Consider the following 13,885-nt stretch of genomic DNA (forward strand, 5'->3'; position numbering starts at 1 on the left):
TTCCACTCCATCCTGCGAATCGGGGCCTTTTCTCCCGCAAACTGGCACCAACTCTCCCGTATGCAGGTACCTTTGAAACTGTAAACGGGTACCCTTGCTACCGTTTTCAGATGCCCTTCCTTATTTAAGCAGTTGTTTTTATTATTTTATTTACGGCCAAAGAGTCTAAAGATACTAAATAAAATAAATGACTTTAGTGCGCAATCTTTCGAATTTTATTTCAGTTTCGCGGCGAAACCTTGGTCACCCGGGAAATAATGTGGAAAACCGCAATTCCTAGGATAGCCCCTATCGCAAATGTTCGCTAGAATGATGAATATTCGACGAAAGAGCGAACATTCATCTGAGGCACCTACAGTGAGCAAAACGAACCAACCTTCTCTGCCCCCGTACTTCAACTTAAGCCCCGAGCAATCGGCACGAAAGTTACCTGATCCTATCGGAACAACACGATTCGCCAAAGCAGCGACATTTTGTGCGAAAGGACGTGAAGACCTTGCTCGGCGTGGTTATGCTCCGGACGGGGAAAAACGTTTACGTAGGTTCTCAATCTGGGAAATAACGAAGTACCTAATTCCAGTTGCTCCGGCGCACCTGAGACGCGTTTTAAAAGCAAACCCGGATTTACCACAAGGTGAGGGTGATGCAGGTTCAAAGTGGTTCACCTTGGAAGAGGTACTCACTCTACGAAGTCACTTTGCGACGGAAGGCGTTAGCACGAAGGAATACCTTCCATACAGACCTGAGGGTTTGCCCGCCAAAATTGTAGCGGTCGCTAATTTTAAGGGCGGTGTCGGAAAAACCTCTACAGCTGCGCATCTTGCGATGTCAGCGGCTCTAGACGGCTACAAGGTGCTCGTTATCGATTTGGACAGCCAAGGGTCCATGACATCTATTCTTGGCGGTTCTGTAGCCGATGAATGGCAAACTGTTTTCCCATTAATAGCGAAGGACTACGCGCGCGCCGTTCAGGAAGAAAACAGAGTTCGAAACGCTAGCGGTCAACCGGAAATCGGCCTGGACGAAACTCTTGAGGAGGCCTTAAAAACCTTACCGAAAGACGTTATTCAGAAAACGCATTGGCCAAATATCGACCTGATTGGCGCTCAACTCAACCTTTACTGGGCCGAGTTCCAAATTCCTGTTTGGCGTATGGGTCTAAGGAATTGGCCCTTGTGGGATGGGTTGACCAACTTCCTTCAAGACGAGGGCGTATTGAACGATTACGATATCGTTTTTTTAGATACTCCTCCTGCACTTGGGTACCTAACGATTAATGCCTTGGCTGCGGCTGACATCTTGTTGGTACCTTTAGGTGCATCGTTCCTTGAATTTGACTCAACGGGTCGTTTCTTTGACATGCTCTATACAACTTTCGCCAGTATCGAAGATGGTGAAAACGCAGCGCAGCGTGCGGCGGGGCTTCCAGAGCTTAAATTCGAGTGGGATGTCGTCAGGGCAATCATCACCCGATTTGATGCCAGCCAACAAACCGACATGGCCAATGTAATTCAGGCCTATTTCGGGGATTTCATGAACGCATACAGGCAGGATTACACTGCCTTGGTCGGTCAAGCGGGCGAGCAGGTCAATGGAATTTATGAGGCAGACTACAGGGACTTCAACAGGGAAACTTACGTACGCGGCCGTGAAACATTCGATCGAACCTATGCAGAGTTCAAAGAAGTTTTGATCGGTTGCTGGTGGCGCGACGCCCAAATGGAAGGAAACGCAGATGGCTAAACGCAGAAGACTGACAGCACCGGATACCGCTGAGCTGGAGCAGCTCGAGGCAGGTTTCGCCGCGAAACCTGCTCTGAACCCATTCGAAGGCGGAGCGGCAACGCCGCCCATTGCACAGGTCGCTGCCGAGGCCGCTGCGCTTAACGGAATGGCTGCGGTCACCGACAGGGTTGAGTTAGCCAAGGATCAAGGCGATGCAACCAAATGGCGTGACGCCAAGTCCGCTGGGCTAGTGGCCGAGAAAATCCCTTTGGATTTAATTGATGCCGACTACATACGTCGAGATCGAATGGTCGAAGACGAAGACGCCATGAGGGAATTGTTGGATTCGCTACAATCACACGGGTTGCGAACGCCGATCGAAGTGACGCGCACAGGTGATAGCTACGGGTTGATTTCTGGCTTTCGGAGGTTGGATGCCTTCCGCAGGTTGTCACTGGGCGATCCCCAGTTCGCTGAGATTCCAGCATTCATTCGTGACGCGGGAACAGGGCAGGGCGCCTACGTTTCGATGGTTGAGGAGAATGAACTACGGTCCAATCTTAGCCCATACGAACGAGGCCGTATTGCCGTTCTGGCTGCAGGTCAGGGTATCTTCGACTCAACTGAGGCTGCCGTTGACATGTTGTTCGCATCCGCTTCAAAAGCGAAGCGATCAAAAGTTCGGAGTTTCGCAATCGTACACGAAGCGCTCGGCGATTTACTCCGGTACCCAATTGAACTGAGTGAAAAGGCTGGCCTAAGCTTGGCGTCCGCGCTGAGGTCAGGCGCGCAGCCTGAACTTCGTCAAGCGCTTGCCATGGCAGATGCCGCTGATCCCAAATCGGAGTGGCTGGCACTCGAGTCGACCTTGAAGGGCTTATCACAACCATCCAGTAGCAAGGCAAAGGGCGGACGACCGCAACAGGTGCAGAAGCTGAAGTCAGTCCCGCTACCGGGCGGCGGTCAAGTTACCGGAGAGCTTACGTCGAATGAGGTACGCATCAAGGTGCAGTTGCAGGGAGTCGCGTTAGAGGATGCCGAAGAGGTGCTTGCCGAAATTGCGCGGTATTTGGCATAGCAGATGAGTTTTGTACCACCAGTTTTCGCCGTGGTGCGGAATGGATTGCCTAGGCGTGTTTGTGTTTCAGTGGCGGCTTGTGAAAGTAGTGCTCATAAGTGATTATTTATGAGCACTATGTTGTTTGAGGTATTTGAATATAGCCAAGAAGGATTTCATTACCAGGACGCAAAAGTCTAGTTTCATAACTGTGCGGCTGTCGGACACTTCGCGCGGAACAGAACCATTACAGGTTCTCATGGCTTTCCAGGACTTAGTCGCTGCTTTGCCCGGTGTAATATGCAGTAAGTTCAGAGGCTAGGTTCTTGTAAAGCTGGTGAACCTCTTCCAATGGCGGAACTTCCAACTGGTCGATGCGTTTCACATACGGGCAGTTTACAACACAAATCGCATTCCCATCTCGATTCAGCACGGGGTACGCGAGGTTTGTCACACCAATTGCGGTTGCTGACGGCATGCGCTCGTAACCAACTTCGCGGATGCGGGCGATGTGATCCAAAAATTCGCTTCGATCAATTTCCGGTTCGCCCTGTGCAAGCCGGTGGTTCTCCAAAAGGGCATCCAACTCGTCGTCGTCTCGAAACGCAGCTAACACCCGTCCGGTTCCGGTATTTCCTAAACCGACCACCGTTCCCACACGCAGCGAGAAAACCCAGTTGCCGGGCGCTGCAATGGACGCCACGATAACGATGTCACCGTTGCTTTCCATCCCGAGGTGGCATGATTGCCAAGCCTTTCGCGTAATGGCCCTCATTTTCGGTGTGGCGCGCTCCAATAGGCGTTCCACTGGAGGGTGCTGTTGGGACAAGGCGAACATTTTCAAACTGAGCGAATAAAGGTCGTCATCGTCCGAGCGAATAACATATCCGCGTCGCACCAACGTCGAGAGCATTCGGTAAATTTCGCTTTGCGAACGATCCAGCGCCCGGGCGACGTCACCTTGCGTCAGGCCATCCCCGTGAGACGATAAAAGCTCAATAATATCTAAGCCTTTTTCAAGGGCCGGGGCGCGGTATTTTTCTTTTCCTTCGGTCACAGCACCCTCCGTCAGTATCGCTAGAGCCGGCGTATTACAGCATCTGTCGGGTTAACACAAAAAGTCAATGTTGATTTATTAATGAATGTGTGATTTGCATATGAATTGAAACGGAGGGGTTGGAGTATCTGGGAGGACAAACAAAAAAGCGCCAGCGACCTGAAATCTGATGTGGGTCTGCCTGTTCAGGCCGACGGATGCTTGGCGCCGATACTCTCCAAATACGATGCACTTTGCCGAACCGAGCCCTGTGAGGGGCGTAACTGTTGAGACCGAGGATGAAATGACTAAACCGCAGGGCCGTCTGACCGGAAAGAAAGCGCTGATCACAGCAGCGGGGCAGGGGATAGGCCGCGCCAGTGTTGAGAAGTATGTGGCGGAAGGTGCCGAGGTTCTCGCTTGTGACATCAACGATGCAACGCTGTCGGAACTGTCCGAGATCGAAGGTGTCACCGCATTGAAGCTCGACGTTACCGACGCAGATGCCGTGGCCCGGACAATCGCGGACGCTGGAACACTGGATGTGCTTTTCAATTGCGCGGGGTTTGTCGGTGCGGGCTCGATCCTTGAGTGCGATGATGATCAGTGGGACTTCAGCTTTGAGCTGAACGTGAAAGCCATGTACCGCCTGGCCAAGCTGGTGTTACCCGGGATGCTGAGCAACGGTGGTGGCTCGATCATCAACATGTCGTCGGTCGCGTCCTCGATAAAAGGCGTTCCGAACCGTTTCTCATACTGCGCATCCAAGGCAGCCGTGATCGGTCTGACCAAATCCATCGCATCCGATTTCATTACGCAAGGCATTCGGTGCAACGCTATCTGCCCGGGAACGGTAGACAGCCCCAGCCTGCACGATCGGTTGCGCGCAACTGGCGATTACGATCAGGCATTACAGGATTTTATCGCGCGCCAACCCATGGGACGGATCGGGCGCGCAGACGAAATTGCTGCACTGGCCGTGTATCTGGCTAGTGATGAAACGGCTTTTACAACAGGGCAGACCTTCGCAATCGATGGCGGTTGGACGGTTTGATCAGGGGGAATTGACATGAAACTCTTACGCTTCGGTCCGGCGGGACAAGAAAAACCAGGTCTTTTGGATGATGACGGTACAATCAGAGACCTTTCCGATGTTGTCAGCGATATCGCCGGAGAAGTGTTGTCGGACTCTGGCCTGGACGCATTGCGTGCGCTTGATGTGACGACCTTGCCTTTGGTCGAAGGCTCGCCGCGGATTGGCGCATGCGTGGGTCAGGTGGGAAAGTTCATTTGCATTGGCCTGAACTATGCAGATCACGCGGCCGAAAGCGGTATGGAGCTTCCGGCTGAGCCCGTGATTTTTTTCAAAGCGACGTCCGCCATTACCGGCCCTAATGATACGGTTGAAATACCGCGCGGGTCGGTCAAGACCGACTGGGAAGTTGAACTGGGCGTGGTGATCGGAAAACACGCCAAATACGTGTCTCCAGACGAAGCGCTTGACCATGTTGCGGGCTATTGTGTTGTAAACGACCTGTCTGAGCGTGACTTTCAGCTTCACCGCTCGGGCCAGTGGGTCAAAGGCAAGTCAGCGGACACATTTGGACCGATTGGTCCTTGGTTGGTTACGCGCGACGAAATCGCGGACCCCCAGAACTTGCCGATGTATCTTGAGGTCAACGGGCACCGTTATCAGGACGGGTCGACCAAGACGATGCATTTTGACGTGGCGACCGTCATCTCGCATCTGTCGCAATTTATGTCGTTGCAACCCGGCGATGTGATTTCAACCGGTACACCTCCGGGCGTTGGGATGGGGCAAACTCCTCAGACCTACTTGAAACCCGGCGACAAGATGGAGTTGGGGATCGAAGGCCTTGGTGTACAGCGCCAGACAGTGGAGGCCAGCGCATGACCCGTATCACCGGAATACGAACCGAAGACTTGCGCTTTCCAACATCGGACAGTTTGGACGGGTCGGATGCAATGAACCCTGATCCTGATTACTCAGCCGCTTATGTCGTGCTTGAGACAGATGGCGCGCATGAGGGGCATGGACTGACCTTTACCATCGGTCGAGGAAACGAGATTTGCGTCGCTGCGATTAAGGCGCTGGGGGCCTTGGTCAAAGGGCTGGAGCTTGACTGGATCACCGAGGACATGGGGCGATTCTGGCGCCATATTACTGGCGATAGCCAGTTGCGTTGGATCGGGCCGGACAAGGGCGCGATTCATCTGGCAACCGGGGCAGTGGTGAACGCCGCATGGGATCTGTGGGCGAAAGAGGCGGGGAAACCCGTCTGGCAACTGGTTAGTGAAATGACCCCGGAAGAGATCGTGCGTCTTATCGATTTCCGTTATCTCACGGACGCAATCACACCGGATGAGGCGCTGGAAATGTTGCGTGCCGCAGCTCCGTGCAAAGCCGACAGGATCGCCACGCTGAAGGCCGAAGGGTATCCTTGCTACACAACTTCAGCCGGGTGGCTGGGCTATCCCGACGACAAGCTACGCCGCCTTTGCCAAGAAGCAAAAGATGCTGGTTTCACGCACACCAAGTTCAAAGTTGGCCGCGATCTGGATGACGACATCCGACGTCTGACCATCGCGCGCGAAGTGCTGGGTGAGGACATGAACATCATGATCGACGCCAACCAGGTGTGGGAGGTCGATCAGGCGATTGAGTGGGTCAACGCTCTGTCCTTTGCACGACCATTCTTTATCGAGGAACCCACCAGCCCCGACGACGTTTTCGGCCACAAGGCCATTCGTGAAGGTGTGGCACCGATCAAGGTCGCCACAGGCGAGATGTGCCAGAACCGGATCATGTTCAAGCAGTTCATCAAGGAAGGCGCGATCGACATTGTTCAGATCGACAGCTGCCGGATGGGCGGGCTGAACGAAGTGCTGGCTGTGATGCTGATGGCCGCGAAATACGACCTGCCGGTCTGGCCCCATGCCGGAGGTGTGGGTCTGTGCGAATACGTCCAGCATATGTCGATGATCGACTACATTGCGATCTCGGGCGAGAAGGACAGCAAGCGGATCGAATATGTCGATCATCTGCATGAGCATTTCGTCGATCCCTGTGTCGTCAAGAACGGTGCCTACATGGCACCAACGCAGCCCGGCTTTTCGATTGAAATAAAACCCGAAACACTCAGAGATTTCCGCTTTCCAAGGCAACTGGCAGCGGAATAACCCCGACTGTCCGACCGGGCTCAAGAAACCGGCGGACGAGCATCTACCAACCTGGAGGACAATAAGATGTTGAATTTTGGAAAAACGGCCTTTGGGGCCGCCTGTATTGTTGCGCTCAGCGCAACCGCCGGTCTGGCGCAAGAGACGCTGAGATTTGGCCACGTCTACGAGGCGTCGACACCGTATCACGCGGCCGCCCTAAGAGCAGCTGAGTTGCTGGAGGAAAAGACCGACGGGCGCTACAAGATGGAGGTTTTCCCAGCCTCGCAACTGGGTAAAGAAGCTGCGCTGAACGAAGCGCTGTCTCTGGGCACGGTTGACGCGATCTATACTGGCGTTGCGTTCCTGGGTCAGTCATATGGCCCGATCAGCATCTCTGATTATCCGTTCACCATGCGGTCTTATGATCACTGGAAAGCCTATGTGAATTCGGACCTGTTCTCTGAGATGGCCGATGAGTACAAGAATATCTCGGGCAACACGATTGCGACCATGACCTATTATGGCGCCCGCCACGTCACGTCGAACAAGCCGATTCTTTCACCGGGTGACATGGAAGGTCTGAAAATCCGTACGCCGAACGCACCGGCCTATCAGATGTTCCCAGAAGCCACTGGTGCGAACCCGACGCCAATGGCTTTCGCCGAAGTGTATCTGGCCCTTCAGCAAGGTGTTGTGGACGCACAGGAAAACCCGTTGCCGACCATCCAGTTCAAAAAGTTCTATGAGGTGCAGTCGAACATCAACCTGACCGGCCACATCACGAACTCGCTGGCTGTTGTGGTGTCACCTGTGACACTGGGCAAGATGGGCGACGATGGACAGGCGCTGATCGACGCGCTGGCCGAGGCCGCCTCGGCGACATCAGACGAAATCGTACAGTCTGAGGCCGAGCTGGCCGATTGGTTCCGCGAGCAGGGCGTAACCGTGAACGAAGTGGACCGCGCACCCTTTATGGCCGCTGTTGCACCTCTGCTAAGCAGCGATGCTGTTCCGTGGGATGCTGAGACGTTCGAGCGCCTGCAAGCGATTCAGGAATAAACCAACCAGCCGGACCCGGTACCAAACCGGGTCCGGCATCTGTCAAGAAGGTGTGCCCCAATGGCCCAGACCGACGCCCCGCCCGAGATCGATTTCGACGCATTGGCCGCAGAAGACGATGCGCATTTCCAAAACTATCGCATCACAGTGCCAGATTACGGATTGCTTGCGTTGTTCGCCCTGTTGTTCGGCGTTGTGTTCTTACAGTTTTTCACGCGCTACGTGCTGAACGATTCCATCGCATGGACCGAAGAGGCTGCACGCTACCTTTTGATCTTGCTAGGTTTTGCCGGAGCGATCCGTTGTCAGGCCGTAGGCAGCCATATCGTGTTGGAGTTCGTTGACAAATACTACGGCCGCAAACTGGGGTGGGTGCATCTCTTCGCGCTGGTCGCGACATTTGTTTTGTTTGCCGTGATCATCTGGTCGGCATTTGAATTGATCCAACGGACCTCTTTCCAACAAATGGTCTCGTTACCTTTCCCGAAATACTATCTGCATATAGCCGTTTTGATCCTGGCCATCGGCAATCTGGGCGTGGTCGCCTACCAGATCTTTTCTCGACTGAAACAATTGGCACAAGGTGGCGACACATGGGCCTGATCATTCTCTTTGTTTCGCTGTTCGGCCTGATGCTTCTGCGGGTTCCGATCGCGTTCTCGCTGGCTTTGTCGTCCTTCGCTTACATCCTTCATTCTGGACTGCCGCCAGTTTTGTTAATGCACAACATGGTCAACGGCATGGACAGCTTTCCGCTGCTGGCTATTCCGTTCTTCATTCTGGCCGGAGCGCTGATGAATTCCGCGGGGATAACGGCGCGGATCTTTGGGTTTGCGCGCGCCATTGTCGGCTGGATGCATGGCGGGCTGGGTCATGTGAATGTGGGCGCCAGTATTATTTTTGCCGGGATGTCCGGCGCGGCTGTTGCCGATGCGGGTGGTCTTGGCGCGATTGAGATCAAGGCCATGCGCGAGGCAGGCTATGACGATGATTTCAGCGTCGGTGTGACGGCGGCCTCGTCAACGATCGGACCGATCATTCCGCCGTCTTTGCCTTTGGTTATCTTTGGGGTCATGGCCTCGGTCTCCATCGGGAAACTTTTCGTGGCCGGGATCGTTCCGGGCCTTTTGATGGCTGTGGCTTTGTCTGCCATGATCTGGTGGATGTCGCGGACACGCAACTATCCGCGCGATGTCAGCTTTAGCCCCTCGGTCATCGCGACCCGGTTCAAGGCGGCTTTCCTACCTTTGATGACTCCGGTCATCATCGTGGGAGGCATCGTATCGGGTGCCTTCACTCCGACAGAAGCTGCGATTGGGGCCGCAGCCTATGCCCTGATCCTTGGTACGTTGGTCTACCGGACCCTCACCGTTCGGAAACTGGCCGTGATCTCACTCGAAACAATAGAAACGACTGCGGCGATCATGATGATCGTGGGGGCCGCTTCGGTCTTTGCCTGGATTCTGACCGCCAATCAGGTTGCAGCGCATTTTGCCGAATTCGTGTTGTCCTTCACCGACAGCAAAGCCGTTGTATTGTTGCTGATCATGGCGGTTGTCTTGGTCGTTGGCCTGTTCATGGAAACCATTGCCGCGATCTCGATCCTTGTTCCCGTGCTTATGCCGGTTGCCGCACAATTCGGCATCGACCCCGTGCATCTGGGCATCATCGTTATCCTCAATTTGATGCTTGGGCTTTTGACCCCACCTGTGGGGATGGTGCTGTTCGTCCTGTCCCGTGTGTCCAAAGTACCGTTCGAACAATGCGTACGTGCGACGCTACCGTTTTTGGTTCCCTTGCTGGGTGTTCTTTTGTTGCTGACCTTTGTGCCTTCGCTGGTCCTTTGGTTGCCCAATTTGCTGTACGGATCATAAAACCGGTTAAACCGGGTCATGCTGAGTGCAAGCTATGACCCGGTTGAAATGCAGTTCGGGGCAAACGAATCCGGTACGATTCGACTGCAATTTCCGCAGACCTCATTTTCCTCACAGGCAACACTGTGTGCCGATCTACTGTTTCATCAGCAGACACTGCCTGTTTCGCGGGCGTGCCTTGATAAGTTCGGTTTAGATTCCGAAAAATCCCCATCAATTCGTTGACAATGAATTTCCAAAAATGCAACCAATTGCACATTGGTTGTCAATAAAGGTTGCAATCTGTGCTCAAGCAAAGCTCCAGCACTGATAACGGCGCGGAGGCCGCGATCCTGAAGTTATCGGCGTTCAGTCTGTCGTTTCACGGCCAGCCCGCACTGGCGGTGGACGGTTTGGACCTCGCTGTGGCAGCGGGCGAGACGCTGTGCATTGTGGGCGAATCCGGGTGCGGTAAATCAGTGACGGCGATGGCGTTGATGGGATTGCTGCCGCGCGACATCATCGACATCCCTTCGGGGCAGTTGCAGTTCGAGGGCCGCACCTATGATCTGCGCACCGAACAGCTTGACGCAGAAACGCGCGGCGACCGGATGGCGATGATCTTTCAGGAGCCTATGACCTCGCTCAACCCGGCGTTCAAGGTCGGCGATCAGATCACCGAGGCCGTCCTGCATCACCGCAACTGCAGCCGCGCCGAGGCGGACGCAAGCGCGCTTGCCATGCTGCGCCGCGTTGGTATCCCGGCCCCGGAACAGCGTTTGAACGAATACCCGCATCAACTTTCGGGTGGCATGCGGCAACGCGTAATGATTGCGATGGCGCTGATCAACAACCCGTCGCTGCTGATCGCGGATGAGCCGACAACGGCGCTGGACGTAACTATTCAAGCGCAAATTCTGGACCTGATCCGGGAACTTCAGGCCGAAACCGGAATGGGCGCGGTGTTCATCACCCATGATCTTGGTGTGGTTGCCGAGATCGCAACCAATGTGGCCGTCATGTATGGCGGCCAGATCGTTGAAAGCGGCCCGGTGGATGCGGTGTTCGACGATCCTCAACACCCCTATACGATTGGGCTCATGAGCTCGGTCCCGCGGATGACCGGCGCGCGGGATCGGCTGATCACCGTGCCGGGGACGGTGCCGTCTCTGGCCAATATGCCGAAAGGGTGCAGGTTCAGAACGCGCTGTCCCTTTGCCACAGATGACTGCGCCGAACGCCCAAGCCTTTCAGAGATAGGGCAGGGAGAGCATGCCGTCGCTTGTCACTATGCCCCGCTGGAACAGCTCAAGGGGGTCCGATGCGCGATATAATCCTTGAGGCACGGAACCTCACCCGCCATTTCACGCTGGGCGCAGGGCTGTTCGAACGCAAGACGGTTGTGCGCGCGGTTGATGGGGTGTCCTTGTCGGTGCGCAAGGGCGAGACCTTTGCCATCGTCGGGGAATCCGGCTGCGGCAAATCCACACTTGCACGTCTGCTGATGCGTCTGGATCGCCCGACATCCGGCCAAGTTCTGTTTGACGGGCAAGAGGTTCAAGATCTCGCCCGCCGTGACATGGCCCCGCTGCGCCAGAAAATGCAGTTCGTGTTCCAGGACCCGTTTTCCTCGCTCAACCCGCGCATGACCGTGGGCAAGCTGGTTGGTGAACCGCTGGAGGTCCACGCGCCCGAACTGGACGAGGGCGCGCGCCGTCAGAAGGTGGCCGCGCTGTTGGCGCAGGTCGGGCTGTTGCCGGACCACGCAAACCGTTACCCGCACGAATTCTCGGGCGGTCAAAGACAGCGGATCGGGATCGCCCGCGCGCTGGCCTCGGGGCCACTGTTGTTGATCGGGGATGAACCCGTCTCGGCGCTGGATGTGTCAGTGCAGGCGCAAGTGGTCAATCTGCTGAACGACCTGAAACAGGATCTGGACCTGACACTGGTGATCATCGCCCATGATCTGGCCGTGATCCGGCATATGAGCGACCGCATCGCGGTGATGTATCTGGGGCAGGTGGTCGAAACCGGCCCCGCAGATCAGGTGTTCGAACAGCCACGCCATCCCTATACGCATGCACTGTTGTCAGCGATCCCGGAACCCGAACCGGGGCGCGCGCGGGATCACATGACGCTGAAAGGGGAAACGCCCAGCCCGTCCTCTCCGCCGTCAGGGTGCCGGTTCCACACGCGTTGCCCCTTTGCGCAGGATGATTGCCGGGCGCAGGCCCCGGTTCTGGACGATGCGGGCGGGGATCATCACGTCGCCTGCCATCACTGGAAAACCATACCAGAGGCCGGAAAACCGGTCCCGCCACGGCGTCGCAGCGCCGGAGCAGAAGAGCGGTTCGCGCTGTATCGCGCGGCTGTCCAATCTTCGCAGAATTCTGCCAAAAACGGAGAGGAAACATTATGAACGTCTTGAAAACCGGACTGATAGCCGGATTACTCGGTGCCACGGCATTATCCGCCCAGGCCGCCGATCTGCGCATTGCCCTGCAATCGGATGCCGATGTGCTGGACCCCGATCAGTCGCGTACTTTCGTGGGGCGCATTGTCTATGCCTCGATGTGCGACAAGCTGGTCGACATCACCCCTGATCTGGAACTGATCCCGCAGCTGGCGACCGGATGGGAGTGGAGCGAGGACGGCACATCCCTGACCATGACCCTGCGCGAGGGCGTGGTGTTTCATGACGGCACGCCCTTCAACGCGCAGGCCGTGGCGGATAATATCGACCGTTCGCAAAACCTTGAGGAATCGCGCCGCAAGTCCGAGTTGAAATCGGTCACCGGTGTGGATGTGGTCGATGACTATACCGTCCGCTTCAACATGGCTGCGCCCGACGCGACGCTGCTGGCGCAATTCGCCGACCGGTCGGGCATGATGGTTTCCCCTACTGCAGCCAAGGCGGCGGGGGCTGATTTCGGCCTGAACCCGGTCTGCTCCGGCCCGTTTAAGTTCAAGGAACGCGTGGCGCAGGACCGGATCGCGCTGGAACGGTTCCCGGATTATTGGAACGCGGATGAAATCCACTTTGACAGCGTCACCTTCCTGCCGATCCCGGACACAACCGTGCGCCTAGCCAACCTGCAATCGGGTGACATTGATATGCTGGAGCGTCTGGCCGCGACCGATCTGACGCAGGCCGAAGGCGATGGCGGCATCAATGTCGAACGCGCCGTTTCGCTTGGATATCAGGGCATTACCATCAATGTGAACAATGGCGACAAGGGCGACAACCCTTGGGGCAATGACAAACGTTTGCGTCAGGCCCTCAGCTATGCGTTGGACCGCGATGCAATCAACCAGGTCGTGTTCGAAGGGGCCTTTGCGCCGGGCAACCAACCTTTCCCGCCGACCTCACCCTGGTATGACGCCGATCACCCGGTGCCTGCGCGTGATGTGGAAAAGGCCAAGGCCTTGTTGGCCGAAGCGGGCTTCCCCGATGGGATCGACCTTGAAGTTCAGGTGCCAAACACCACCGTTCCGCTGCAGCTGATGCAGGTGGTGCAGGCCATGGCCGCCGAGGCCGGGATCAGAATTGAGATCACGTCCAAGGAATTCGCCACCCTGCTGGCGGACCAAAGCGCCGGTGACTATCAGGCTAGCCAGATCGGATGGTCAGGTCGCGTCGATCCCGATGGCAATATCCACCAGTTCATGACCACTGGTGGCGGCATCAATGACAGCCACTATTCCGACCCCAAAGTGGATGAGATGCTGAACAACGCCCGCGCCTCGACCGATTTCGAGGTACGCAAGGCGGACTATGATGCGGCGCGGGACATTCTCGCCCAGGATATGCCGATTGTTTACCTCTATCACCAGACATGGATCTGGGCACTTGATGATGGCCTCAAAGGCTTCACCCCTTACCCTGACGGGATGATCCGTCTGGAAGGCGTGACGCTGGAGAAATAAGCCACTCACGGCCCGCCCGGACCTCCAGCCGGGCGGGTTCCTTAA

Annotated in this window: 12 protein-coding genes; 11 read left to right on the forward strand and 1 reads right to left on the reverse strand. The window is 55.9% G+C overall.

The window, feature by feature from the left end:
* Positions 1 to 357: 357 nt before the first annotated feature.
* Positions 358 to 1,743 (forward strand): AAA family ATPase, encoded by a 1,386-nt coding sequence (locus ACR0DG_RS12125; protein WP_480697004.1) that lies wholly within the window; start codon positions 358 to 360, stop codon positions 1,741 to 1,743.
* Positions 1,736 to 2,803, forward strand: coding sequence for a ParB/RepB/Spo0J family partition protein (locus ACR0DG_RS12130; RefSeq protein ID WP_480697002.1), 1,068 nt, complete (start codon positions 1,736 to 1,738; stop codon positions 2,801 to 2,803). Before ACR0DG_RS12125 ends, ACR0DG_RS12130 begins: the two co-directional genes overlap by 8 nt.
* A gap of 253 nt (positions 2,804 to 3,056) precedes the next feature.
* Here the strand turns inward: ACR0DG_RS12130 and ACR0DG_RS12135 are convergent, their stop codons facing one another.
* On the reverse strand, positions 3,057 to 3,839 hold the full coding sequence (locus tag ACR0DG_RS12135; protein WP_480697000.1) for an IclR family transcriptional regulator: 783 nt from the start codon (positions 3,837 to 3,839) through the stop codon (positions 3,057 to 3,059).
* A gap of 283 nt (positions 3,840 to 4,122) precedes the next feature.
* Between ACR0DG_RS12135 and ACR0DG_RS12140 the strand changes: the two genes are divergently transcribed.
* The 9 genes from ACR0DG_RS12140 to ACR0DG_RS12180 all read left to right on the forward strand — a co-directional run bounded on the left by ACR0DG_RS12140 (position 4,123) and on the right by ACR0DG_RS12180 (position 13,840).
* Entirely contained in the window at positions 4,123 to 4,872 is a 750-nt protein-coding gene (locus ACR0DG_RS12140; protein ID WP_480696998.1) for an SDR family oxidoreductase, read from the forward strand.
* Positions 4,873 to 4,887: 15 nt separating this feature from the next.
* Positions 4,888 to 5,733, forward strand: a complete 846-nt coding sequence (locus ACR0DG_RS12145; RefSeq protein WP_480696996.1) for a fumarylacetoacetate hydrolase family protein — start codon at positions 4,888 to 4,890, stop codon at positions 5,731 to 5,733.
* Entirely contained in the window at positions 5,730 to 7,019 is a 1,290-nt protein-coding gene (locus ACR0DG_RS12150; RefSeq protein WP_480696994.1) for an L-fuconate dehydratase, read from the forward strand. The genes ACR0DG_RS12145 and ACR0DG_RS12150 overlap by 4 nt, the downstream gene beginning before the upstream one ends.
* Before the next feature lie 66 nt (positions 7,020 to 7,085).
* A complete protein-coding gene (locus ACR0DG_RS12155) occupies positions 7,086 to 8,060 on the forward strand; it encodes a sialic acid TRAP transporter substrate-binding protein SiaP (RefSeq protein ID WP_480696992.1) in 975 nt (324 codons plus the stop codon).
* 60 nt (positions 8,061 to 8,120) lie between these two features.
* The gene (locus ACR0DG_RS12160; RefSeq protein ID WP_480696990.1) at positions 8,121 to 8,663 is read left to right on the forward strand and encodes a TRAP transporter small permease; all 543 of its coding nucleotides are present in this window, start codon (positions 8,121 to 8,123) and stop codon (positions 8,661 to 8,663) included.
* On the forward strand, positions 8,654 to 9,934 hold the full coding sequence (locus ACR0DG_RS12165; protein ID WP_480696988.1) for a TRAP transporter large permease: 1,281 nt from the start codon (positions 8,654 to 8,656) through the stop codon (positions 9,932 to 9,934). Before ACR0DG_RS12160 ends, ACR0DG_RS12165 begins: the two co-directional genes overlap by 10 nt.
* Positions 9,935 to 10,218: 284 nt before the next feature.
* Entirely contained in the window at positions 10,219 to 11,247 is a 1,029-nt protein-coding gene (locus ACR0DG_RS12170; RefSeq protein WP_480696986.1) for an ABC transporter ATP-binding protein, read from the forward strand.
* Positions 11,235 to 12,332 carry an ABC transporter ATP-binding protein gene (locus tag ACR0DG_RS12175; RefSeq protein ID WP_480696984.1) on the forward strand — a complete coding sequence of 366 codons (1,098 nt, stop codon included), beginning with the start codon at positions 11,235 to 11,237 and terminating at the stop codon, positions 12,330 to 12,332. The genes ACR0DG_RS12170 and ACR0DG_RS12175 overlap by 13 nt, the downstream gene beginning before the upstream one ends.
* Positions 12,329 to 13,840, forward strand: coding sequence for an ABC transporter substrate-binding protein (locus tag ACR0DG_RS12180; protein WP_480696982.1), 1,512 nt, complete (start codon positions 12,329 to 12,331; stop codon positions 13,838 to 13,840). The genes ACR0DG_RS12175 and ACR0DG_RS12180 overlap by 4 nt, the downstream gene beginning before the upstream one ends.
* Positions 13,841 to 13,885: the final 45 nt, after the last annotated feature.

The organism is Ruegeria sp. BG8 (genome assembly GCF_056538325.1).

Excerpts from the sequence above, each read along its gene's own strand:
- ACR0DG_RS12130 (WP_480697002.1), top strand. The coding sequence starts at position 1,736 with ATGGCTAAACGCAGAAGACTGACAGCACCGGATACCGCTGAGCTGGAG.
- ACR0DG_RS12140 (WP_480696998.1), top strand. The coding sequence starts at position 4,123 with ATGACTAAACCGCAGGGCCGTCTGACCGGAAAGAAAGCGCTGATCACA.
- ACR0DG_RS12145 (WP_480696996.1), top strand. The coding sequence starts at position 4,888 with ATGAAACTCTTACGCTTCGGTCCGGCGGGACAAGAAAAACCAGGTCTT.
- ACR0DG_RS12150 (WP_480696994.1), top strand. The coding sequence starts at position 5,730 with ATGACCCGTATCACCGGAATACGAACCGAAGACTTGCGCTTTCCAACA.
- ACR0DG_RS12155 (WP_480696992.1), top strand. The coding sequence starts at position 7,086 with ATGTTGAATTTTGGAAAAACGGCCTTTGGGGCCGCCTGTATTGTTGCG.
- ACR0DG_RS12160 (WP_480696990.1), top strand. The coding sequence starts at position 8,121 with ATGGCCCAGACCGACGCCCCGCCCGAGATCGATTTCGACGCATTGGCC.
- ACR0DG_RS12165 (WP_480696988.1), top strand. The coding sequence starts at position 8,654 with ATGGGCCTGATCATTCTCTTTGTTTCGCTGTTCGGCCTGATGCTTCTG.
- ACR0DG_RS12175 (WP_480696984.1), top strand. The coding sequence starts at position 11,235 with ATGCGCGATATAATCCTTGAGGCACGGAACCTCACCCGCCATTTCACG.
- ACR0DG_RS12180 (WP_480696982.1), top strand. The coding sequence starts at position 12,329 with ATGAACGTCTTGAAAACCGGACTGATAGCCGGATTACTCGGTGCCACG.